Below are 22,013 nucleotides of genomic sequence, written 5' to 3'. Positions count from 1 at the left end.
CACAGGGCATCGGGGCACCTGCGGCAGGCCGTTATCGGATCGTTACGTGTCACTCACGCACAGTCGCGTCCGGGAGGGGGACGACGAGCGTCGCGGTCGCCTCGACCACCCGCAGCGGCTCGGGCAGGACGGCGGCCGCCGACGCGCCGCGCTCGGGCTGCGCCCGCGCGACGACGTCGGCCCAGCAGCGCAGCGTGCGCGAGCGCGTGCCCACCCGCACCACCTCGCAGGAGGCCTCCAGGACGTCGCCGGCCTGCACCGGCGCCAGGAAACGGACGTCGGTGTACCCGGCGAGCAGGCCCTCGTCGCCGTCGCCCACGATCGCCACCTCGGTGGCGACGTCGCCGAACAGGCCCAGGGTGTAGGCGCCGTCGACCAGCGAGCCGCCGTAGTGGGCGTGCGCGTGGGGCACGTAGCGGCGGTGGGTGACGGTCAGGCCGACGGTCGCGGTCACGCGGCTGTCTCCTCGGGGGAAGGGAGCAGGGCGGAGACGAGGTAGGAGGCCACCTCGCCGGGGGTGGTGCCGCGGCCGAACACCTTGTCGACGCCGAGGTCGCGGGCCATGGCCGGGTCGAAGCGGGGGCCGCCGACCACGAGCAGGGGGCGGGTCTCCCCCATCGCCTCGCGGAACGCGCCGGCCAGCTCGCGGGTGTTGCGCAGGTGCGCGTCCTTCTGGGTGACGACCTGGCTGACCAGCACGGCGTCGGCCCGCGCGGCCCGGGCGCGGGTGACCAGCTCCGGGACGGTGACCTGGGCGCCGAGGTTGGCGACGTCCATCTCCCGGTAGTACTCCAGGCCCTTCTCCCCCGCGAAGCCCTTGAGGTTGAGGATCGCGTCGATGCCGACGGTGTGCGCGTCGGTGCCGATGCAGGCACCCATCACCACCAGCTTGCGGTGCAGCCGGGCCTTGATCGCGCCGTTGACCTCGGTGGGGCTCAGCAGCGGGTAGTCGCGCTCCTCGACCTCGACCTCGTCGGTGTCGACCAGGTGGGTCACCGAGCCGTAGACGACGAAGAAGGTGAAGCCCTCCCCGATGCCGTGGCTGTGCACCACCATCGCCGGGTGGATGCCCATCTTCCCGGCCAGCTGGAGGGCCGCGCCCTCGGCGCGGGGTCCGGGCGGGACGGGCAGGGTGAACGAGGTCTGCACCATGCCGTCGCCGGTGGTGTCGCCGTAGGGCCGGATGACGGTCATGCCCGTCCCTCCATGAGCTCCGTCGCGGGGTCGAGGTGGCCGGGCGCCTTGACGACGACGCCGTCCAGGCCCTTGCCGCGGTCGGCCGGGCGCTTGGTGATGCCGAAGGTGCCCTGCGCGATCGCGGGCAGCAGGCCGTCGGCGGTGATCGTCTCCAGCAGCGCGACGGCCTCGGACAGCACGGTGTGCGCCCGGCGGTCGATGAAGCCGCCCGGCGGCGGTGCGAAGTCCTCGGTGAGCCCGCCGGCGGCGTCCAGCACGTAGCGGACGTTGCGCAGTGCGAGGTCGCGGTCGCTCAGCCACGGGGTGACCACGGCCTCGGTCATCATCCCGACCAGCAGGATGCCCTGGTCGGTGAGCGCCCCGGCCAGGTTGAAGAACCCGTCGAGCAGGTAGCCGCCGAACACGTCGCCGGTCATGTGCTTGGTCGGCGGCATCCACTTCAGCGGCGCGTCGGGGAACAGCGCCCGGGCGAGCATCGCGTGCGCCAGCTCCAACCGGAAGGAGTCCGGGACGGTCGGGTTGATCTCGAAGGCGTGGCCCAGGCCCAGCTGCCAGTCCTCGAGCCCGGCCTCGCGGGCGAACCGCTCGTTGAGCAGCTGGCTGACCGTGACGGTGTGCGCCTCGTCGACGGCGTCGGCGGTGGTGAGGTAGTTGTCCTCGCCGGTGTTGATGATGATCCCGGCGCGGGCGTGCACCATCCGGCTGAACCGCTGGTCGACGAAGGTGCGGATCGGGTTGATGTCGCGGAAGAGGATCCCGTACATCGCGTCGTTGAGCATCATGTCCAGCCGCTCCAGGCCGGCCAGCGCGGCGATCTCGGGCATGCACAGGCCCGAGGCGTAGTTGGTCAGCCGGACGTAGCGGCCCAGCTCCGCGCTCACGTCGTCCAGGGCGGCCCGCATGAGCCGGAAGTTCTCCTGGGTGGCGTAGGTGCCGGCGTACCCGGTGCGGGTGGCGCCCTCGGGCACGTAGTCCAGCAGCGACTGCCCGGTGGAGCGGATGACGGCGATGACGTCGGCGCCGGCCCGGGCGGCGGCCTGCGCCTGGGGGATGTCCTCGTAGATGTCGCCGGTGGCCACGATCAGGTAGATCCAGGGACGGCGGGGCGGGTCGCCGTGGGTGGCCACCAGCTCCTCCCGCCGGCGGCGGGCGGCGTCCACCCGGTCCAGGCCCGCCCCGACGGCGGCCAGCGCGGCCTCCCGGGCGCGCTCCTCGTCGCCGCCCACCGGCACCTCGAACCGGGCGGTGCCGGCACCCACCTGCTCGGCGACGTCCTGCAGGCCGGCCGCCGCGCCCGAGGCGATGGCGTGCCAGACCGGCAGCGCGACGCCGTGCTCGAGGCCCACCTGCTCGCGGACGACGTCCACCACCCGGTTCACCCAGGGGATCTCGCCCTCGCCGGTGACCGGGTCGGTGCCCTCGAGGCCGGCCAGCCGCAGCACGGCCCGCTCGACGGACACGGTGGTGTGCCGGGTGGCCAGGTCGATGACCGGCTGCGCGGCCAGCCCGGCGAGCTCGCGGGCCCGGGCGACCAGCGCGGGGTCCAGGGTCAGGCGGGCGCTCACGGTGCTCCTCGGACGACGTCGCCGGCCACCAGCAGGCCGGTGCAGGTGGGCCGGGCGCGCTTCGCGAGCACCCCGGACAGGGTCAGGTCGGTGGCCCACAGCGCCAGGTGCGCCGGCGCGCCCACGGCCAGCGGGCCGTCCGGGTGCTCGCCGCGGGCGGCGTACCAGCCGCCGTGGGTGGCGGCGTCGTAGGCGTCGAAGGGCCGCATCCCGGCGCCGGGCGTGCGGTGGTCGACCGCGGCGTGCACCCCGCCCCAGGGGTCCAGCGGGGTGACCGGGGCGTCGCTGCCCAGGGCGACCGCGACCCCGGCGTCGGAGAGGTCGGCCAGCGGGTTGCACGCCAGCGCCCGCTCGACGCCGAGGCGCTCGGCGTACATGCCGGCGTCCCCGCCCCAGGCGGCGTCGAAGGCCGGCTGCACGCTGGCCACCACGCCGAGGGACCGCATGGTCTCCACCGCGTCGGGCGAGACCATCTCGACGTGCTCGAGCCGGTGCCGGCAGTCCCGGACGGCGTCGCGGCCCAGCTGCTCGGCCACCTGGGCGACCGCGGCGAGCACCTGGTCGACGGCGGCGTCGCCGATGACGTGGAACCCGGCCTGCACGCCGGCCACGGTGCAGGCCCGCACGTGCTCGACGAGCTGGCCGGTGTCGAAGCGCAGCGCGCCGGAGGTGTCGGGCCGGTCGGCGTAGGGCGTGGACAGCGCGGCGGTGTGCGAGCCGAACGCGCCGTCGCAGAACAGGTCGCCGCCGGCCCCGGCCAGGCCGAGCTCGGCGACGACGTCCAGACCGCCGCGCTCGGACAGCTCCCCCCACCAGCCCAGCACCTGCGGGCCGGGGGCGTCCCCGGCGAGCCGGAGCAGGCCGGCGAGGTCCTCGGCGCTGGACACCTCGGGCCCGGCCATCTCGTGCAGGCAGCCGATGCCGAGGTCGGCGGCCGCGTCGAGGGTGGCGCGCTGGGCGGTGGCCCGCTGCACCGGGTCGACGGAGCCGTAGGCCACCTGGCGGGCGGCGTGGTGGGCGTCCAGCCGCAGCTGGCCGTCGGCGCCGTAGCCGGGCAGGTCGGTGATCCCGGGGATGCGGTCCAGCAGGGCGGTGGAGACGGTCGCGGAGTGCACGTCGACGCGGGCCAGGTAGGCGGGCCGGTCGCCGACCACGGCGTCCAGGTCGTGCCGGGTGATCGCCCGGCCCTCGGGCCAGACCGTCTCGTCCCAGCCGGTGCCCAGCACCGTGCCGGTGGGCTGCGCGGCGACGTGCGCGGCGACCGCCGCCAGCGCCGACCGCAGGCTGTCGGCGCCGTGCAGCGCCAGCCCGGTCAGCGCCAGGCCGGTGGCGGTGGCGTGCACGTGGGCGTCGACGAAGGCGGGGGTGAGCAGTGCTCCCCCGCCGTCCCAGGTGCGGTCGGCGTGCGGTGCGTCCGCGGCCGGGCCGACCCAGGCGACCGCTCCGTCGACCACGTGCACGGCCCGGTCGGCGGCGTCGCCCACGGTGACCCCGGTGAGCAGCAGGCTCATGCGTGCACGCGCGGGTCGATCAGCGCCCGCACGCCGGCGGTGCGCCGGTACAGGTCCAGGGCCAGGGCGGCGTGCCCCGGCGTGTAGCCGTTCCCGATCAGCATCCGCACGTCCGCTGCCATCCCCTCCGCGCCCAGGGCCGCCGCCGGGAAGGAGGTGGCCATCCCGAAGAAGACCACAGTGCCGCCGTCGGCCGTCGCCAGCACCGCCCCGTGCTCGGCGCCGGGGACGTCGACGCAGACCACCGTGGTGTCGACCGGCTCCCCCAGTGCGGCCGACACCGACAGCGGGTCGGTGGCGTCGGCGACGACGACCTCGTGCGCCAGGCCGGCCGCGCGCAGGGCCGCGGCCTCCCGCTCGTCGCGGACCACGCCCACCACCCGGCGGGCGTGCGCCTCGCGGGCCGCGGCCACCGACAGGCAGCCGGACTTGCCGGCGGCGCCGAGCACCGCCACCGAGGACCCGCGCCGGACGACCCGCTCGACCAGCGCGGGCGCGCCGCAGACGTCGAGCAGGGCCAGGGCGACCTGCTCGGGCAGGTCGTCGGGCAGGACGGCGGCGATGGAGCGGGCGAAGAGGACGGCGGTGCCCCGGGCGGGGACCTGCTCGCTGCGGCCGTCCCAGCGCTCGAGCCCGTCGGTGATCCGCAGCGGGGTCAGGGTGAGGGAGACCAGCGTGGCCACCCGCTGACCGACGGCCAGGCCCAGCGGGGAGTCCTCCCCCACCTCGGCGACCCGGCCGATGAGCATGCCGCCCGAGCCGGTGACCGGGTTCTGCATCTTCCCGCGCTCGGCCACGATGCCCAGGACCGCGGCGCGCACCGCGTCGCCGTCCCCGCCGTGGGCCTCGGTGAGCTGGCGGAAGGACGCCGCGTCGAGGTTGAGCCGCTCGACGTCGATGCGGACCTCGTCGCGCCCCGTGGGGCCGTCCGCGTCCAGCCGGTGGGCGGCCTGGGGCAGCACCCCGGCCGGCTCCAGCACCCGGTGCACCCCGAGGGACCGCTCCGCTGCCGTCGTCACGTCCTGCTCCTCTTCCTCGGAGGGTTGAGAAACTATCGTAGAACTCACGTTTTGCCGAACGATCTCCCGTATGGTGCGGGTGTCGCACTGAGAAGTCGTTGGAGGTCGTCGTGCTGGAGCAGCCCTACGAGTACCGGGCCAAGGCCCTGGTCGAGCCCGACTGGCGTCGGCTGCCGGGCTTCGCCGAGGTCACCGAGGAGCAGTGGCGCAGCGCCCAGTGGCAGCGGGTCAACTGCGTGAAGAACCTGCGCCAGCTGCGCGGGGTGTACGGCGACCTGCTCGACGAGTCCTTCTACGCCGACGTCGAGGCCGACCAGGCCGGGCGCGCGACCATGTCGCTGCTGCTGCCGCCGCAGATGCTCAGCACGATGGTGCCGGACGCGGTGCCCACCACCGCGGCGATGCTGGCCGACCCGGTGCGGCGCTACATGCTCCCGGTGGCCTCTGACCGCCTGGCCGCTGCCGCGGCCAGCCACCCCTACGCCGCGCGCGACTCCCTGCACGAGCACGAGATGTGGGCCGTCGAGGGCCTGACCCACCGCTACCCCACCAAGGTGCTGGCCGAGCTGCTGCCCACCTGCCCGCAGTACTGCGGCCACTGCACCCGGATGGACCTGGTCGGCAACTCCACCCCGGCGGTCACCAAGCTCAAGTTCGACCTCAAGCCGGTCGACCGGCACGCGGAGATGCTGGGCTACCTGCGCCGCACCCCCGGCGTCCGCGACGTGGTCGTCTCCGGCGGCGACGTGGCCAACCTGCCGTTCAAGAACCTGGAGGCCTTCGTCTCGGGCCTGCTGGAGATCGAGTCGGTGCGCGACATCCGGCTGGCCTCCAAGGCGCTGATGGGTCTGCCGCAGCACTGGCTGCAGGACGACGTCGTGGCCGGCATGGCCCGGTTGGCCACCACCGCCCGCGAGCGCGGTGTCTCCCTGGCGGTGCACACCCACGTCAACGCCGCGCAGTCGGTGACCCCGCTGGTCGCCGAGGCCGCGCAGGCGATGCTGGCGGCCGGGGTGCGCGACGTGCGCAACCAGGGCGTGCTGCTGCACGGGGTCAACGACACCGCCACCCAGTTGCTGGACCTGTGCTTCGCGCTGCTCGACGGTGCCGGCGTCACGCCCTACTACTTCTACATGTGCGACATGATCCCGTCGGCCGAGCACTGGCGGGTGCCGCTGTCGCAGGCGCAGACCCTGCAGCACGACCTGATGGGCTACCTGCCCGGCTTCGCCACCCCGCGCATCGTCTGCGACGTGCCCTACGTCGGGAAGCGCTGGGTGCACCAGGTCGCCGAGTACGACCGCGAGCGGGGCATCAGCTACTGGACGAAGAACTACCGCACGGGCATCGAGCGGACCGACGAGGCCGCGCTGGACCGCCGGTACACCTACTACGACCCGATCCACTCGCTGCCGGCCGCGGGCCAGCAGTGGTGGGCCGACCGCGCGGTCGACCCGGTGGCCGCCGAGGCCGCCGCGGCCGCCTCCCGGGAGGCATCGGTCGCGCAGCTGGGGTGAGCTGGGGTAGGCAGGGTCGGTGGAGCTGCTGCGCACCGACCGCCTGCTCGTCCGGGCGTGGACGACGTCGGAGGACGACCTGGCGCGGCTGGCGGACCTGTACTCGCGGCCCGAGGTGCTGCGCTGGCTCTCCGGACCGCCCTCGGGCGGGGTGGCCGCCCTGGTCGACCGCTGGCGGCAGGTGCACGAGGCCGACCCGCGGGCCGGGTGCTGGGCGGTCGAGCCGCTGGCCGGCGGGCCGGTGGCCGGCACCCTGCTGTTCAAGCCGCTGCCCGACGGGGTGGGCGAGTTCGAGGTGGGCTGGCACCTGCACCCGGACAGCTGGGGCCACGGCTACGCCACCGAGGCGGCCGCGGCGGTGGTCCAGCGGGCCTTCGAGGACGGCCTGCCGGAGGTCTACGCCGTCGTCCGCCCCGGGAACGAGCCGTCGATGGCGGTCTGCCGGCGGCTGGGCATGGAGCCGCTGGGCCGCACCACCCGCTGGTACGGGGTGGACTGCGAGGCCTTCCGCCTCATCGCCCCCGACGTCGTCGACTGACCAGCGACCCGAGGACGTGGCGCACCTGCTCCACCGGTGAGCGCCGGACCGCGGCAGCGGTGCCCCGCACGTCGTGGATGTCGAGCTCGCGCGCCTGCTCCGGGGTCGGCGCGGTGCCGCCGAGGTGGGCGGGCAGCCACCACCGGTCGTCCTCGCCGGCCGGGCTGTCGGGGTAGCTGCGCTGGGCCTCCTCCAGCAGCGCCTCCATGGCCGCGCGGGTGCGGCGGAGCACCGACTGGGTCTTCTCCCCCGGCTCCGGCACGACCGGCTCGCCGAGCAGCACGGTCACCGGGACGCCGCGGCGCAGCACCACCCGCCGGTTCTTGGTGGCGACGCGGTGCCCGCCCCACAGGGCGGCGGGGACGACCGGGACGCCGGCCTGCACGGCCATCCGGGCGGCGCCGGCCTTGAGGTCCTGCACGGTGAAGGAGCTGGAGATCGTGGCCTCGGGGAAGACCCCGACCACCTGGCCGCCCGCCAGCGCCCGCACCGCCTCGTCGAAGGCGGCCACGCCGGCGGTGCGGTCGACCGGGATGTGCTGCATCGCCCGCATGGCGGGACCGGCGAACCGGTTGTCGAAGACCGACGCCTTCGCCATGAACCGGACCAGCCGGTGCTGCGGCAGCGCGGCCAGCTCCAGGTAGGTGAAGTCGAAGTAGCTGACGTGGTTGCTGGCGATCACCGCCCCGCCGTGCCGGGGCAGGTGCTCCGCCCCGCGGACGTCGAACCGGAACCCGAAGGCCTTCAGCACGACCAGGAACACCCGGATGACCAGCCGGTAGGGCCGGTCGCGGGGGTCGGGCGAGGGGCCGAACAGGTCGCGGCGGACGACGTCGCGCCACTGGGGGGTCTGCATGGGCCGGACCCTAACCGCGGGTGCGGCGTGCGGGCGCGCTCAGCACAGCGCCAGCTGCTCGGGCTCCGCGCGGGCCGGCTCGGGCGCCGCGGGGCCGGGCAGCGAGCCGTGCGGGAAGGCCGCCGACTCGTCGCCGGGCAGACCCCGGGCCTCTCCCCCGCTGTGCCGGTCCAGCCCGTGCGCCGCGAGGATCGGTGCCACCCGCGCCGACAGCCAGCTGCGGTACTCCGCCGGCACGTAGGCGCCCCGGCTGTAGAGCGTGCGGTACCGGCCGACCAGCTTGGGGTGCTCGCGGGAGAGCCAGGCGGTGAACCACTCGCGGGCGCCGGGTCGCAGGTGCAGCGGCAGCACGGTCACCCCGGTGGCGCCGGCCTCGGCCACGGCCGCGATCGCCCGCTCCAGGTGGTCCTTCTGGTCGGTGAGGCCGGGCAGCACCGGGGCGAGGAAGACCCCGCAGGGCAGGCCCGCGTCGGCGATGCGGCGGACGAGCTCCAGCCGGGCCCGCGGGGTGGGGACGCCGGGCTCCAGGCTGCGGTGCAGCTCGTCGTCCCAGATCGCCAGGGAGACGCCCAGGCCGATCGGTACGTCGCGGGAGGCAGCAGCGAGCAGCGGCAGGTCGCGGGTGAGCAGCGTGCCCTTGGTGAGGACGGAGAACGGGGTGCCCGACCGGGCGAGGGCGTCGATGACCCCGGGCATCAGGCGGTAGCGGCCCTCGGCGCGCTGGTAGGGGTCGGTGTTCGTGCCCAGCGCCACGTGCTCGCGCTTCCAGGACGACCGGGACACCTCTCGCCGCAGCACCTCGGCCACGTTGGTCTTCACCACGATCTGCGAGTCGAAGTCCGACCCCGTGTCCAGCTCGAGCCATTCATGCGTTTTCCTGGCGAAGCAGTAGACGCAAGAATGACTGCATCCTCGGAACGTGTTCACCGTGTAGGCGAATGGCATCGAAGAATGGTCGGGCACTTTGTTGAGCGCGGACTTGGCGCGGACCTCGTGCAGGGTCAGGCCGGGGAACTCGGGCACCTGCAGGCTGCGCAGCAGACCGGCGACGGTGGGCAGCCCGGGGAGCGTGCCGGGCTCCTCGAGGTCCAACCGCTGGGCGTCCCATCGCATGCACCCAGTCGAACACACGTTCGGTGCGTTGTCGACGCGCCGGGCCGGGCTGTGGACAACTACGGCGGCGGCTCGCCGACGTCCAGCCGGCGGAGCAACCCGTCCTGCACGGTCAGCCCGTGCAGCACCCGGGTGTCGGACAGCAGATCGCCGTCGGCGTCCCGGACCACCTGGTGCACGGTCACGGCCGGACCGGGGTGCACCTGCTCGGGGACGACCGAGAACCGGACGTCGCGGGCCTGCCGGGCCAGGTGCTCGGCGACGGCGGACCGGCCGAGCACCCGCCCGCCGGACCAGGGCTCGGGCCAGTCGACGTCGGGGTGCAGCTGCGCCACCACCGCCGGCAGGTCACCGGCGGTCCAGGCGGCGTAGAAGCCGTCGACGTCGAAGGCGGTCACACCGGCGGGCGGTCCTCGTAGAAGGTGCTCAGCACGACCGTCGTCCGGGTGGTCACGTTCGCCGCCGCGCGGATCTCGGCGAGCAGGCCCTCCAGCGCGTCCGGCGAGGCCACCCGCACCTTGAGCATGTAGCTGTCGGGTCCGGCGACCGAGTGGCAGGCCTCGATCGCGGTGAGGTGCGCCAGCCGGGCCGGGGCGTCGTCGGGCTGGGCGACGTCGATCGGGGTGATCGAGACGAAGGCGACCATCGGCAGGCCGACCGCCTTGGGGTCGACCCGCGCCGAGTAGCCGGTGATGACCCCCCGCTGCTCGAGCCGCCGCACCCGCTGGTGCACCGCGGACACCGACAGCCCGACCTGGGTGGCCAGCTCGGTGTAGCTGGCCCGGCCGTCGCGGGCGAGGGCGGCCAGCAGTGCGCGGTCGACGTCGGCGCGGGGCTCGAGCTTGTCCAGCGGTTCGGCGGCCATCGGGTCACCCGGGGAGTTCGACGAGGTCACGGGGTCCTTCGTTCAGCGTGCGGGCGCCGTCGGGGGTGCAGACGACGATGTCCTCGATGCGGGCGCCGTGCCGGCCGGCCAGGTAGATGCCCGGCTCGACGGAGAACGCCATGCCCGGCTCCAGCGGCGTGGTGTTGCCGGCGACGACGTAGGGCGCCTCGTGGGTGTCCAGGCCGATGCCGTGCCCGGTGCGGTGCAGGAACTGCTCGCCCCAGCCGGCCGCCGTGATCGCGTCGCGGGCGAAGGCGTCGACCTGCTCGGCGGTCACCCCGGGCGCGACGGCGGCCCGGGCGGCGTCCTGCGCGGCCTGCAGCACGCCGTACCACTCGGCGGTCGCGGCGTCGGGTGCCCCGCCGACGGCGTAGGTGCGGGTGCAGTCGGAGCGGTAGCCGCTGGCCAGCTCCCCGCCGATGTCGACGACCACCAGGTCGCCGGCCTGCACGACGCGGTCGGACAGCTCGTGGTGCGGGCTCGCACCGTTCGGGCCCGAGCCCACGATGACGAAGTCGACGGCGACGTGGCCCTCGGCCAGGATCGCCGCGGCGACGTCGGCGCCCACCTCGGCCTCGGTGCGGCCGACCCGCAGCCACTCCCCCATCCGGGCGTGCACCCGGTCGATGGCCGCGGCCGCGGTGGCCAGCTCGGCGACCTCGGCGTCGGACTTGACCACCCGCAGCCGGTCGAGCACCGGGGTCGCCAGCTCGAGGCGTGCCCCGGACGCCGCGCGCTGCAGCCCGAGGGCGTGCTCGGCCCACGTGCGGGCGCCCACGGCCAAGGCCTGCGGGTCGCGGCCGAGGCGGGCCCGGAGCTCGCTCGCGACCAGCGCGAACGGGTCGTCGGTCTCGTCCCACGCGACCAGCTCCAGCCCCAGCGCGCCGGCGGGCGACGCCGCGACCATCGGCGCCTCCAGCCGGGGCACCACCAGCAGCGGCGCGCCGGTGGCGGGCACCACCAGCGCGGTGAGCCGCTCCAGGGCGTGCGCGGCGTACCCGCACAGGTACCGCAGGTCGGCCCCTGGGGTGACGACGACGGTGTCCAGGCCCAGCTCGGCGGTGACCTCGCGGGCGCGGTCGAGCCGCTGGGTGGTCACCAGGCCGTCGCTGGGCGTCGGCTGGGTGGAGTCGGACGGCACGCCCGGCACAGTAACCAGACCGTCGGACGGTTCCGGACGAGTTGTTGCCGAGCCGTTACCGTCCCGCGGTGTGACGACGATGCTCCTGGATGCGGCCAGTCTCTACTTCCGGGCCTTCTACGGGGTGCCCACCAGCGTCACCGCGCCCGACGGGATGCCGGTCAACGCCGTCCGCGGGTTCCTGGACATGTCGGCGCGGCTGATCGCCGCGCACCGGCCCGAGCGCTTCGTCGCCTGCTGGGACGACGACTGGCGCCCGGCCTTCCGCACCGACGCGGTGCCCTCCTACAAGGCGCACCGGCAGTCGCCCGAGGGCGGCGAGGAGGTGCCCGACGAGCTCGGTCCGCAGGTGCCCGTGCTGGTGGAGGTGCTGGCCGCGGCCGGCATCGCCCGGGTCGGCGCACCGGGCTACGAGGCCGACGACGTCATCGGGACCCTGGCCACCCGTGCCGCCGGGCCGGTCGACGTGGTCACCGGTGACCGGGACCTGTTCCAGCTGGTGGACGACGCCCGCGGGGTGCGGGTGCTCTACACCGCCCGCGGCGGCATCGGCGACCTGGACGTCGTCGACGAGGGCGCGGTCGCGGCCAGGTACGGCGTGCCCGGGAGGTCCTACGCGGACTTCGCGGTGCTCCGCGGCGACCCCAGCGACGGGCTGCCCGGGGTGAAGGGCGTCGGGGAGAAGACGGCGGCCGCCCTGGTCACCGCCTTCGGCACCCTGCAGGGCATCCGGGAGGCGGCCGCGCGCACCGCCGTCCCGAAGGCACCGTTGACCGCGTCGGTGCTCAAGAAGCTGCACGAGGCCTCGGCCTACCTGGACGTGGCGCCCGCCGTCGTCCAGGTGGTCACCGACATCGAGATGCCCGCCGTCGAGGGCCACCTGCCGCGGTCCCCCGCGGACCCGGCGGCCCTCGACGCGCTGGCCGAGCGCTACGGCCTGCAGACCTCGGTGGCCCGCCTGGCGTCGGTGCTGGGCTGGTGACCTACTCCGACCACTCGTAGGCGCCGTCGTCGCCGGTGATGCGGATGGTGATGGTGACGTCCTCGTCGTCGGCGGTGGTGCCCGAGCACGTGTAGGTCGCGTCGACGTCGACCTCCATGTCCTCGTCGCAGCTGAGGTCGACCGCGACGTTCTCGCGCTCCTCGAACTGCGCGGCGACGTCGCGCTGCACGGCCTGCGGGTCCAGGGTCTTGGAGCCCAGCACCAGCGGCAGCACGATCGCCGCGGCGATGACCACCAGGCCGAGGACGACCAGGCCGATGATCAACCCGGTGCGCTTGCGCTTGGCCGGCTGCTGCTGGCCGAAGCCGGCCTGCTGGCCGTACTGGTTCTGCTGGCCGTACTGCTGCCCCTGCTGGCCGTACCCGCTGGGGCCCGGGCCGTAGCCGGACTGGCCCTGCTGGCCGTACCCGGGCTGGCCCTGCTGGCCGTAGCCCGACTGGCCGTACTGACCCTGCCCCGAGCTGCCCTGCCCGTAGCCGCCGGCGCCCTGGCCGTAGCCGGACTGCCCCTGCTGGCCGTACCCGGACTGGCCGTAGCCGGGCTGCTCCTGCTGGCCGTAGCCGGGCTGGCCGTAGCCGGACTGCGCCTGCTGCCCGTAGCCGCCCTGGCCCTGCTGACCGGCCGGACCGAACCCGCCCGGGCCCTGCTGCCCGGACTGGCCGTAGCCGGGCTGGCCGTAGCCGGACTGCCCCTGCTGGCCGTACCCGGGCTGGTCCTGCCCGCCCTGGCCCCAGCCCGACGACGACGGGGTCTGCTGCTGCCCGTACCCCGACCCACCCTGGCCCCACGCGGGCTGGCCCTGGCCCGGCTGGCCCTGCTGGCCCGAGGAGGACTCCGGCGTCGAGGACGACCCGCCGGACGCCGACGAACCCCACGACCCACCCTGCTCGCCCCACCCGGAGCCACCGGACGGCGCGCCCGGCGCGGCCGGGCCGTCACCGCGCAGCGGGATCATCCGGGTGCCGCCGTCACCGGGGCGGGTCTCGTCGCCGGTCCCGCGGGCGCCCTCGCCGGCGTCCGGGGTCCGGTCGGCCGGCCGGTCGTCGTCGTGCTGGTCGCCACCCTGCGGCGGGTTGGTCATCGTCGCTCCCTCGTCGTCGCGGGCCGGGCCCTCGCAGGTCACCGGCCACGGGCCGGGCCGATTCTCCACCACGCCGGGTCACCGCCCCACTCGACGCGACGGGTCAGCCGCTCACCGCGACCGCCACGACGCCCCGGCGGGTCCGCTCGACGGCCTGCCGGGCGGTGCGGGCCAGCGCGCCCTCGCTGACCTTGGCGATCTGGTCGAGCAGGTCGACCAGCTGCCGGGCCCACCGCACGAAGTCACCGCCGGAGAGCTCGGTGCCGGCCTGCTCGGCCCCGGCCAGCACCCGGTCCAGCGACTGGCCGTCGGCCCAGCGGTGGGCTGCCCAGGCGAAGCCGAGGTCGAGGTCGCGGCTGGGCCGCACCCCGTGCTCGGTCTCCACCGCGTGCAGCTCGGCGTGCACCTGCCGCATCCGCACCAACGCCGCGGACACCGGCCCCGAGGGCACCGGCGGCTGGCCCGGCCCGTCGCGGCGGGCCTCGAAGACCAGCGCGGAGGCGCACGCGGCCAGGCCCGGGGCGTCCAGCCCGTCGAACACCCCGGCGCGCAGGCACTCGGTGGTCAGCAGGTCGGCCTCGGACCAGATGCGCGACAGCTGCCGGCCGGCCGGGGTCACCACCGGCGCCTCGGCGGCCGGGTGCGGGCCGGGGCTGTGCTCCTCGGCGGCCGAGGGCGCGTCGGGCACCAGGTAGCCCAGCTCCTCCAGGACGTCGCAGGTGCGGTCGAACTGGCGGGTCAGCGACCCGGTGCGCTCCTCCATCTGGCGGCGCACCCGGTCGGCGTCCCGGCGGGCGCGCAGCCAGCTGTAGGCGCTGCGGACCAGCTCCTCCCGGTCGGGCAGCGTGTGCACCGGGTGCCGGCGCAGGGCGTGCCGGAGGTCGACGAGCACCGGGTCGTCGTCCACCGGGGCGCCGCGGCGGGTCCTGCGGGCGCCCAGGTCGTTCTCCAGCCGGGCGTTGCGCAGGGTGGAGGCCAGGTCGCGGCGGGCGTGCGGGCTGCGGTGGTTGAAGTGCTTGGGCACCCGCACCCGGGCCAGCGACTGCACCGGGGTCGGGAAGTCCAGCGGGCCCAGCCGGCCGGCCCACCGGTCCTCGGTGAGCACCAGCGGCCGCGGGTCGGCGAGCTCGGTGATGCCGGGGTCCAGGACGACGGCCAGGCCCTGGCGCCGTCCCGAGGGGACCCGGATGACGTCGCCGGGCCGCAGCGCCAGCAGCGTCTCGGCGGCCTCCTGCCGCCGGCGCGCGGCGGTGTCGCGGGACAGCTCCTTCTCCCGCTCGGAGATCTCCTGCCGCAGCAGCGCGTAGCCGGCGACGTCCCCCTTGCCCGCCGGGACGGCGGCCTCCAGCCGGAGGGCGTCCTCCTCGTTGCGGGCGGCCTGCCGGGCCAGCCCCACGACCGACCGGTCGGCCTGGAACTGGGCGAACGAGGACGCCAGCAGCTCCCGGGCGCGTTCCCGGCCGTAGGAGCCGACCAGGTTGACGGCCATGTTGTAGCTCGGCCGGAACGACGAGCGCAGCGGGTAGGTGCGCGTGCTGGCCAGCCCGGCAACGGACACCGGGTCGACACCGGGGCTCCACACCACCGCGGCGTGGCCCTCGACGTCGATGCCGCGGCGCCCGGCCCGGCCGGTGAGCTGGGTGTACTCCCCCGGCGTGACGTCGACGTGGGCCTCGCCGTTCCACTTGGTCAGCTTCTCCAGCACCACCGTGCGGGCAGGCATGTTGATGCCCAGCGCCAGGGTCTCGGTGGCGAAGACGGCCTTCACGAGGCCGCGGACGAAGCACTCCTCGACGGTCTCCTTGAACGCCGGAACCAGCCCGGCGTGGTGCGCGGCCAGCCCGGCCAGCAGGCCCTCCCGCCACTCCCAGAAGCCCAGCACCTGCAGGTCGGCCTCGTGCAGCGAGCCGGTGTGCCGGTCGACCACCTCGGCGATCGCGGCCCGCTCGGCCTCGTCGGTCAGCCGCAGGCCCGACCGCAGGCACTGCTCGACGGCGGCGTCGCAGCCCTTGCGGCTGAACACGAAGGTGATGGCCGGCAGCAGCCCGGCCGCGTCGAGCCGGGTGAGCACCTCGGCGCGCCCGGGCGGGGTGTACCGGGGGCGGTGCTCGTAGCGGTCCTTGCTGCGCCGGCTCGCCCCGCCGTGCCAGGAATCCAGCCGGCGCTCCTGCTCCTTGACGTAGCGCACCAGCTCCGGGTCGACGACGGCGGCGCCGCGCTCGCGGGTGGACAGCTGGGCGACGCCGGCCAGGTGCGCGCTGGGCCGCAGGGCGAACAGGTCGAAGACCCGTCCGCCGACGAGCATGTGCTGCCACAGCGGGATGGGCCGGATCTCGCTGACCACCACGCGGGTGTCGCCGCGCACGGTGACCAGCCAGTCGGCGAACTCCTCGGCGTTGCTGACGGTGGCCGACAGGGACACCAGGGCGACGTCGTCGGGCAGGTGGATGATCACCTCCTCCCACACCGCGCCGCGGAACCGGTCGGCGAGGTAGTGCACCTCGTCCATGACCACGTAGCCCAGGCCGCGCAGCGCCGGGGAGTCGGCATAGAGCATGTTGCGCAGCACCTCGGTGGTCATCACCACCACGGGTGCGTCGCCGTTGACCGCGTTGTCGCCGGTGAGCAGGCCGACCCGGTCGGGGCCGTACCGGTCGACCAGGTCGGCGAACTTCTGGTTCGACAGGGCCTTGATCGGCGTCGTGTAGAACGCCTTGCGCCCCTCGGCCAGTGCCTTGTGCACCGCGAACTCCCCGACCACGGTCTTGCCGGCGCCGGTGGGCGCGCAGACCAGCACGCCCGAGCCCTCCTCGAGGGCCTCGCAGGCCTCCTGCTGGAAGGGGTCGAGGGTGAACCCGAGGTCGAGCACGAAGTCCGACAGCAGGGGGAAGCGCCCCCGGCGCCGGGAGGCCGCGTACCGCTCGGACGGGCTCAGGTCGGCGGACATGTCCCCCACCGTAGAAGGACCACGTCTCCCCCCGCAGCGCGCTCCGCGCCCTACGGGACCCTGCGACGAGGCCGTTCCAGCCGCTCACCACGGTCGGCGCCGAGCACCGCGAGGGCCCCGGGGACGACGGTGCAGCGCTGTGGCAGCGGCCCGACCGGCTCGCCGTCGGCCCAGGTCGTCAGGCCCTCGGCGGCGAGCTCGACGGTGCGGGCGCGCAGCACCCGGACGGCGGGGTGGGTGGTGTGCGTGCCGGCGGCCAGCCGCGGGCGCGTGCGCACCAGTTCCCGGCGGCTGACCGGGCCGACGACGGTGACGTCCAGCCACCCGTCGGCGGGGTCGGCGTCCGGGCAGATCCGCAGCCCGCCGCCGTAGACGCCGGTGTTGCCGACGGCGACCAGGGTGACGTCGTGGTCGGTGACCTCGCCGTCGAGGGTCAGCCGCACCCGCCGGGGCCGCAGCCGGGCCAGCTCCAGGGCGGTCGCGAGGTCGTAGCGGCGCCGTCCGGGTGGCCAGCGCAGCCGGTTGACCCGGTCGCTGACGGCGGAGTCGAACCCGCAGCACAGCACGGTGGCCCACCAGCGCTGCCCGCCGTCCCAGCTGCTGCGCACCAGGTCCAGGGGGCGCCCTCCACCGGTCCGCAGGTCGGCGACCGCGGCGTCGGCGGCGGCGAGGGGGTCGGCGGGGACGCCGAGGGCGAGGGCCAGGTCGTTGCCGGTGCCGGCCGGCAGCACCGCCAGCGGGGTGCCGGTGCCGGCCAGCCCCTGGACGGCGGCGTGCGCGACGCCGTCGCCGCCGAGGGCGGCCACCGCGTCGACGTCCGCCGCGACCTGGCCGACGGCCCGCTCGGCGGCGGCGCGGTCGGGTGCCTGCAGTGGCTGTACCTCGACGCCGGCCGCGGTCAGCCGTGCGGTGACCGCACCGGCGGCGTCCCGGGCACGCCCCCGGCCGGCCGCGGCGTTGACCAGCAGGGCGACGCGGGTCAGCCCGGGCCGTCCAGGCGGGTGGGCCGGGTGTCGAGGGCGGAGGGACGGGCGTCCAGCGGCGAGGCCTCGTCGTCGTCGAGGCCGGCGTAGAACGCGGTGCCGTCGCGGCGGGCGCGCCGCTTGTCCACCACCCGGGCGATCTGGATGGCCAGCTCGAACAGCACGCACATCGGCAGCGCCATGAGCAGCATCGTGAACGGGTCCTGCGTCGGGGTGATGAAGGCGGCGAAGACGATGGTGAGGAAGAAGATCCACCGCCGGGCCTTCGCCAGCGCGGCGTAGGACAGCACCCCGACCAGGTTCAGCGCGACGGCCACCAGCGGGACCTCGAAGGACACCCCGAAGGCGAGCAGGATCGAGATGACGAAGCCGATGTAGTCCTGCGCGGTGAGCGCGATGGCCACGTTGTCGCCGGCCAGGCCCAGCAGCAGGGTGAGCCCGGCCTGCAGCGAGACGTAGGCCAGCGCCGAGCCGCCGGCGAACAGCAGGCTGGCCGCGGCGACGAAGGAGACGCCGTAGCGCTTCTCGTTCTGCTTCAGGCCCGGGGTGAGGAAGGCCCAGATCTGCCACAGCCAGAACGGTGCGGACAGCACGACACCGGCGATGAAGGCGATCTTCAGGCGGATGAGCGCGCCGCCGAAGACGTCGGTGACCAGCAGCCGGCAGTCCCCCACCGTGCCGCCGGTGCCCAGCGCGCGGTCGTCGGAGGGGATCGAGCAGTACGGGGCCCGGATGAACTGGCCCAGGCCGTGGTCGTACCACCAGAACGCGATCGCGGTGCCGATGAGGATGAACAGCAGCGCGACGGCGATGCGGTTGCGCAGCTCCTTGAGGTGCGCGATCAGCGTCATCGTCGCCGCCTCGTCGCGCGGCGGACGGCGGCGCCGCCGGGTGCGCGGCCGGTCGGCCTCGGCGGTGCTCACGGGCGGGTGCGGGTCAGCGGGTGCCGTCGGCCGGGGTGCTGCCCGTCCGGGCGGCGTCGGCGCGGGCGCGGGCCTCGGCGGCCCGGGCCTCCGCGGCGCGGGCCTCGGCCTCGTAGTCGGGGGTGACGGGCGCGGCGGGGGCCGCGGGGGCGGCCGGCGGGGCGAGCTGGCCGCGGACGGTGGTGGCCTCGTCCTTGCCGCGGACGTCGTCGTCCTTCATGCCCTTCATCTCGCCCTTGAAGATGCGCATCGACCGGCCCAGGGACCGGGAGGCGTCGGGCAGCTTCTTGTAGCCGAACAGCAGCAGCACGGCCAGGATGATCAGGCCGATCTCGAGCGGTCCGAGGTTCATCGTCTTCTCCGTGGTCGGTGGGGGCCGGCGCGTCCGCGAGGTTACGCGTCCGGCGTGCGCTGGCGGGTGGCCGCGGCGGCGGCCAGCGACTGCTGGAGCTGCGCGGCGACCGGGGCGACGTCGCGCTGCAGGGCCGCCATCTCACGGGTGAGCCGCCCGAGCGCGCCGAGCAGGCCGTAGGCCAGCACGCCCAGGACGACCAGGGCGAGCACGACGACGACCAGCAGCACGATCAGCACGGGCCCGACCCTAGCCGGGGCCACCGACGGGAGGGCTGTGCCGGCCCTGACCAGCGCCTGTGCACCTGGGTTCAGTCGCTGTAGCGGGCCAGCGCCGCACGGGCGGCGGCCCGGACCTCGTCGGCCAGCTCGGGCGGGTCCTCCACCCGGGCCGCCCCGCCGAGGGAGGCGACCAGCCGGCGCGCCCACCCGGGGTCGCCGGTGCGCACGGCGACCGACAGGCCCCCCGGCGGGTCGTCGACGGCGACGACCTCCTCCACCGGGAAGTAGTCGGCGACCCACCGCGCGCTGCGGTCCAGCCGCAGCCGGACCAGCGGCTGGTCCTCGGCCGGCTGGTACAGGCCGTCGTCCAGGTCGCGGGGCCGGGCCTGCTCGGGCGGGGCGGAGGGCTCGTCGAGCACGGTCAGGTCGTCGATGCGGTCCAGCCGGAACAGCCGGGTGCCCTCGACCCGGCGGCACCAGGCCTCCAGGTACCAGTGGCCCTCCACCAGCAGCAGCCGCATCGGGTCGACGGTGCGCTCGGTGCGCTCGTCCCGGCTGGGCACGTAGTAGTGCAGGTGCAGCGCGCGGCCGGCCTGCAGCGCCTCGCGCACCACGGCCAGGGTCTGCTCGCGGGCGTCGATGCTGACGGTCACCGCACCGGCGAGGTCGGCGGGCTCCCCCGCGGCGGCGGACACCTTGAGCAGTGCCCGGCTCACCGCGTCGGTCTCGGCCAGCCCCGGCAGTTCCAGCAGCGCGCGCAGCGCCACCACCAGCGCGACCGCCTCGTCGGTGGTCAGCCGCAGCGGCCGGACCAGCCCGGCGGTGTCGGTGACCCGCACGCGGTCGCCCTCGAAGGACAGGTCGACCAGGTCGCCGGGCCCGTGCCCGGGCAGCCCGCAGACCCACAGCAGCTCCAGGTCGCGGCGCAGCTGCGCCTCGCCGACCCCGAAGTCGCGGGCGGCGTCGGCCATGAGGACGCCGTCGGGCCGGGCCTCCAGGTAGGGCACCAGGGCCAGCAGCCGGGTCATCCGGTCGGTGGTGGGGGCGCTCACGACGCGGCCAGCCGGGTCAACCGCTCGAGCACCGCGGCGCGCAGCTCGGGCGGGGACTCCACCAGCACGTCGGGCCCGTGCGCGGCGATCTCGTCGGCCAGCGCCCAGGGCTCGGTGGTGCGCAGCTCCAGCCGGTCGTCGCCGGTGCCGTCCGGGCCGAGGTCGGTGGCGCGGCGCCGCAGCCCGACCGCGGTCCCCGGGCGGGCGGTGAGCACGACGACGTGCTCGGGCCGGCCCACCTGGCGGGCCACGACGGCGGCCAGGTCGAGGTCGGCGGGCGGGCTGAAGGCCTCGGGCGGGCCGCTGGCCCGCGGCGTACCGCTGATCCGGGAGAGCCGGAAGACCCGGGGGGCGTCGCGGTCGAGGTCGTGGCCGACGAGGTACCAGCGGCCGTGCCAGGACACCACGCCCCAGGGCTGCACGCGGCGCTTGACGCCGGTGTCCTCGTCGGGGCGGGCGTAGGTGAAGGTGAGCAGCCGCCGGTCGCGGGCGGCGGTGTAGCAGGCGTCGAAGGCCGGTTCCCCGCCGTCCAGCCGGGGCTGCAGCGGCAGCGTGCCGGCGCCGTCGACGTCCACCCCGGCGGCCCGCAGCTTGACCAGCGCGCCCTGCGCCGCACCGCCCAGCTGCGCGGACTGCCACAGCCGCAGCGCCAGGCCCACCGCGGCGGCCTCGTCGCCGGTCAGCGTGATCTCGGGCAGCTCGTACTGCGAGCGGGCGATCCGGTAGCCGTCCTCGGTGTCGAAGACGCTGGTGCGACCGGTCTCCAGGGGTACGCCGAGCTCGCGCAGGTCGGCCTTGTCGCGCTCGAACATCCGCTTGAACGCCTCGTCGGCGCGGTCGGAGCCGTCGGCGGGCTCGTAGCCGGGGACGATGCTGCGGATCCGCTCGGCGGTCACGTACTGGCGCGTGCCGAGGAGGGCGAAGACCAGGTTCACCAGTCTCTCCGCACGCTTGGCCGACACGCCTCACAGGCTAGTGCGTGACCTAGGTTGGGCCGGGTGAGCAGTCCCCTGGTGCCCGGCGAGGTGCCCGTGTCCCGGATCCGCTGGCGACGCGGGACGGTGACCGCCCTGGGCCGGACCTGGCGGGACTCGCTGGAGCTGCAGGTCGAGGTGCCCGGGGACGGCGAGCTGCGGGCCCTGGCGCACCCCTCGGTGGTGGGCACGCCGGAGGTGGGCGACGCCGTCCTGCTCAACACCACCGCCTGGGCGCAGCGGCTGGGCACCGGCGGCTACGCGCTGGTGGTCGCCGTCCCCGACCGGCTGCCGCCGGACCCGGCCGGACCCGGGCACCTGGTGAAGGGCCGCTACACCGGGCTGCAGGTGACCGTGCAGGGCGTCGACGAGCAGGACACCCCCCACCACCGGGTCATCGCCGAGGCCGAGGACGTCGAGGGCATGCCGGTGGTGGTGGCCGACCTGCACTCGGCGCTGCCGGCGGTGCTGGCCGGCGTGCACGCCACCGGCGCGGACCTGCGGGTGGCCTACGTGATGACCGACGGCGGCGCGCTGCCGGCGGCCTTCTCCCGGACGCTGGACGGGCTGTCCGGCTCGCTGGCCGGCGTCGTCACCGTCGGGCAGGCCTTCGGCGGGGACCTGGAGGCCGTCACCGTGCACACCGGGCTGCTCGCCGCCCGGCACGTGCTGCGGGCCGACGTCGCGGTGGTCGCGCAGGGCCCGGGCAACCTGGGCACCGGGACGCCGTGGGGGTTCTCCGGGGTGGCCGCCGGGGAGGCGTGCAACGCCGCGCACGTGCTCGGCGGGCGGACCGTCGGGGCGCTGCGGATCTCCGACGCCGACCCCCGGCCCCGGCACCGCGGGGTGTCCCACCACTCCCTCACCGCCTTCGGCCGGGTGGCGCTCGGCGGGGTGGCGCTGCCGGTGCCCGCCTCGGGCCTGTCCGACGAGCTCGAGGTGCAGGTCGCCGAGGACCTGGCCGGTCAGCCGGACCGCAACCCTGTGGTGGAGGTCGAGGTCGAGGGTCTGGACGACGCGCTGCGCGCCCTGCCGGTCGGGCTGTCGACGATGGGCCGCGGGCTGGACGCCGACCACGCCTACTTCCTGGCCGCCGCCTGCGCCGGCCGGTACGCCGCGACCCTCGCCGGCTGA

Annotated in this window: 22 protein-coding genes; 4 read left to right on the top strand and 18 right to left on the bottom strand. The window is 75.5% G+C overall.

Annotated elements, in window-relative coordinates; genetic code table 11:
• Positions 1-49 precede the first annotated feature (49 nt).
• Genes kal through kdd form a run of 5 tightly spaced genes read right to left on the bottom strand, consistent with a single transcriptional unit; the run spans position 50 to position 5,292 of the window.
• Positions 50-454, bottom strand: a complete 405-nt coding sequence (gene kal / locus BM158_RS15235; protein WP_207506618.1) for a 3-aminobutyryl-CoA ammonia lyase — start codon at positions 452-454, stop codon at positions 50-52.
• A complete protein-coding gene (gene kamE, locus BM158_RS15230) occupies positions 451-1,194 on the bottom strand; it encodes a lysine 5,6-aminomutase subunit beta (protein ID WP_091560698.1) in 744 nt (247 codons plus the stop codon). Before kamE ends, kal begins: the two co-directional genes overlap by 4 nt.
• Positions 1,191-2,762, bottom strand: a complete 1,572-nt coding sequence (gene kamD / locus BM158_RS15225; RefSeq protein ID WP_091560694.1) for a lysine 5,6-aminomutase subunit alpha — start codon at positions 2,760-2,762, stop codon at positions 1,191-1,193. The genes kamE and kamD overlap by 4 nt, the downstream gene beginning before the upstream one ends.
• The gene (locus tag BM158_RS15220) at positions 2,759-4,273 is read right to left on the bottom strand and encodes an amidohydrolase (protein ID WP_091560691.1); all 1,515 of its coding nucleotides are present in this window, start codon (positions 4,271-4,273) and stop codon (positions 2,759-2,761) included. The genes kamD and BM158_RS15220 overlap by 4 nt, the downstream gene beginning before the upstream one ends.
• Entirely contained in the window at positions 4,270-5,292 is a 1,023-nt protein-coding gene (kdd, locus tag BM158_RS15215; RefSeq protein ID WP_091560688.1) for an L-erythro-3,5-diaminohexanoate dehydrogenase, read from the bottom strand. Before kdd ends, BM158_RS15220 begins: the two co-directional genes overlap by 4 nt.
• A gap of 110 nt (positions 5,293-5,402) precedes the next feature.
• Here kdd and BM158_RS15210 point away from each other — a divergent pair, with 110 nt between their 5' ends.
• Entirely contained in the window at positions 5,403-6,809 is a 1,407-nt protein-coding gene (locus BM158_RS15210; protein WP_091561365.1) for a KamA family radical SAM protein, read from the top strand.
• A gap of 19 nt (positions 6,810-6,828) precedes the next feature.
• On the top strand, positions 6,829-7,347 hold the full coding sequence (locus tag BM158_RS15205) for a GNAT family N-acetyltransferase (RefSeq protein WP_091560684.1): 519 nt from the start codon (positions 6,829-6,831) through the stop codon (positions 7,345-7,347).
• Here BM158_RS15205 and BM158_RS15200 read toward each other — a convergent pair.
• The 5 genes from BM158_RS15200 to BM158_RS15180 are packed head-to-tail and all read right to left on the bottom strand — an operon-like array spanning position 7,322 to position 11,343.
• On the bottom strand, positions 7,322-8,203 hold the full coding sequence (locus BM158_RS15200; protein ID WP_091560679.1) for a lysophospholipid acyltransferase family protein: 882 nt from the start codon (positions 8,201-8,203) through the stop codon (positions 7,322-7,324). The two genes, BM158_RS15205 and BM158_RS15200, sit on opposite strands and share 26 nt — an antisense overlap.
• Positions 8,204-8,242: 39 nt before the next feature.
• Positions 8,243-9,316 carry an Rv2578c family radical SAM protein gene (locus tag BM158_RS15195; protein WP_091560677.1) on the bottom strand — a complete coding sequence of 358 codons (1,074 nt, stop codon included), beginning with the start codon at positions 9,314-9,316 and terminating at the stop codon, positions 8,243-8,245.
• A gap of 59 nt (positions 9,317-9,375) precedes the next feature.
• The gene (locus BM158_RS15190) at positions 9,376-9,714 is read right to left on the bottom strand and encodes a nuclear transport factor 2 family protein (protein WP_091560673.1); all 339 of its coding nucleotides are present in this window, start codon (positions 9,712-9,714) and stop codon (positions 9,376-9,378) included.
• The gene (locus BM158_RS15185) at positions 9,711-10,181 is read right to left on the bottom strand and encodes an Lrp/AsnC family transcriptional regulator (protein WP_091561359.1); all 471 of its coding nucleotides are present in this window, start codon (positions 10,179-10,181) and stop codon (positions 9,711-9,713) included. The genes BM158_RS15190 and BM158_RS15185 overlap by 4 nt, the downstream gene beginning before the upstream one ends.
• Before the next feature lie 4 nt (positions 10,182-10,185).
• Positions 10,186-11,343, bottom strand: a complete 1,158-nt coding sequence (locus BM158_RS15180) for a M24 family metallopeptidase (protein ID WP_165628954.1) — start codon at positions 11,341-11,343, stop codon at positions 10,186-10,188.
• Positions 11,344-11,422: 79 nt separating this feature from the next.
• Here BM158_RS15180 and BM158_RS15175 point away from each other — a divergent pair, with 79 nt between their 5' ends.
• Positions 11,423-12,325 (top strand): 5'-3' exonuclease, encoded by a 903-nt coding sequence (locus BM158_RS15175; protein WP_091561356.1) that lies wholly within the window; start codon positions 11,423-11,425, stop codon positions 12,323-12,325.
• Position 12,326: 1 nt separating this feature from the next.
• Here the strand turns inward: BM158_RS15175 and BM158_RS15170 are convergent, their stop codons facing one another.
• From BM158_RS15170 to BM158_RS15135, 8 genes are all read right to left on the bottom strand, one after another.
• Positions 12,327-13,499 carry a DUF4333 domain-containing protein gene (locus BM158_RS15170; protein WP_131802061.1) on the bottom strand — a complete coding sequence of 391 codons (1,173 nt, stop codon included), beginning with the start codon at positions 13,497-13,499 and terminating at the stop codon, positions 12,327-12,329.
• 31 nt (positions 13,500-13,530) lie between these two features.
• Positions 13,531-16,374, bottom strand: coding sequence for a DEAD/DEAH box helicase (locus tag BM158_RS15165; protein WP_091560666.1), 2,844 nt, complete (start codon positions 16,372-16,374; stop codon positions 13,531-13,533).
• A 50-nt stretch (positions 16,375-16,424) separates the two neighbouring features.
• On the bottom strand, positions 16,425-17,339 hold the full coding sequence (locus BM158_RS15160) for a diacylglycerol kinase family protein (protein WP_242657476.1): 915 nt from the start codon (positions 17,337-17,339) through the stop codon (positions 16,425-16,427).
• Positions 17,340-17,353: 14 nt separating this feature from the next.
• Positions 17,354-18,280, bottom strand: a complete 927-nt coding sequence (gene tatC / locus BM158_RS15155) for a twin-arginine translocase subunit TatC (RefSeq protein WP_229827378.1) — start codon at positions 18,278-18,280, stop codon at positions 17,354-17,356.
• Positions 18,281-18,293: 13 nt separating this feature from the next.
• The gene (tatA, locus tag BM158_RS15150; protein ID WP_091560663.1) at positions 18,294-18,632 is read right to left on the bottom strand and encodes a Sec-independent protein translocase subunit TatA; all 339 of its coding nucleotides are present in this window, start codon (positions 18,630-18,632) and stop codon (positions 18,294-18,296) included.
• Between the two features lie 41 nt (positions 18,633-18,673).
• A complete protein-coding gene (locus BM158_RS15145; protein ID WP_091560660.1) occupies positions 18,674-18,871 on the bottom strand; it encodes a hypothetical protein in 198 nt (65 codons plus the stop codon).
• A gap of 71 nt (positions 18,872-18,942) precedes the next feature.
• Positions 18,943-19,905 carry a helix-turn-helix transcriptional regulator gene (locus BM158_RS15140; protein ID WP_207506617.1) on the bottom strand — a complete coding sequence of 321 codons (963 nt, stop codon included), beginning with the start codon at positions 19,903-19,905 and terminating at the stop codon, positions 18,943-18,945.
• A complete protein-coding gene (locus tag BM158_RS15135) occupies positions 19,902-20,867 on the bottom strand; it encodes a helix-turn-helix transcriptional regulator (protein ID WP_091560656.1) in 966 nt (321 codons plus the stop codon). The genes BM158_RS15140 and BM158_RS15135 overlap by 4 nt, the downstream gene beginning before the upstream one ends.
• A gap of 36 nt (positions 20,868-20,903) precedes the next feature.
• Between BM158_RS15135 and BM158_RS15130 the strand changes: the two genes are divergently transcribed.
• Complete coding sequence (locus BM158_RS15130) at positions 20,904-22,013, top strand: DUF3866 family protein (RefSeq protein WP_229827379.1); 1,110 nt, start codon at positions 20,904-20,906, stop codon at positions 22,011-22,013.

Source organism: Klenkia taihuensis (assembly GCF_900112525.1).
In the GTDB taxonomy this organism is placed as follows: domain Bacteria; phylum Actinomycetota; class Actinomycetes; order Mycobacteriales; family Geodermatophilaceae; genus Klenkia; species Klenkia taihuensis.
Note: the sequence above shows the minus strand (reverse complement) of the source record. Positions and strands in the feature narration are given on the sequence as shown.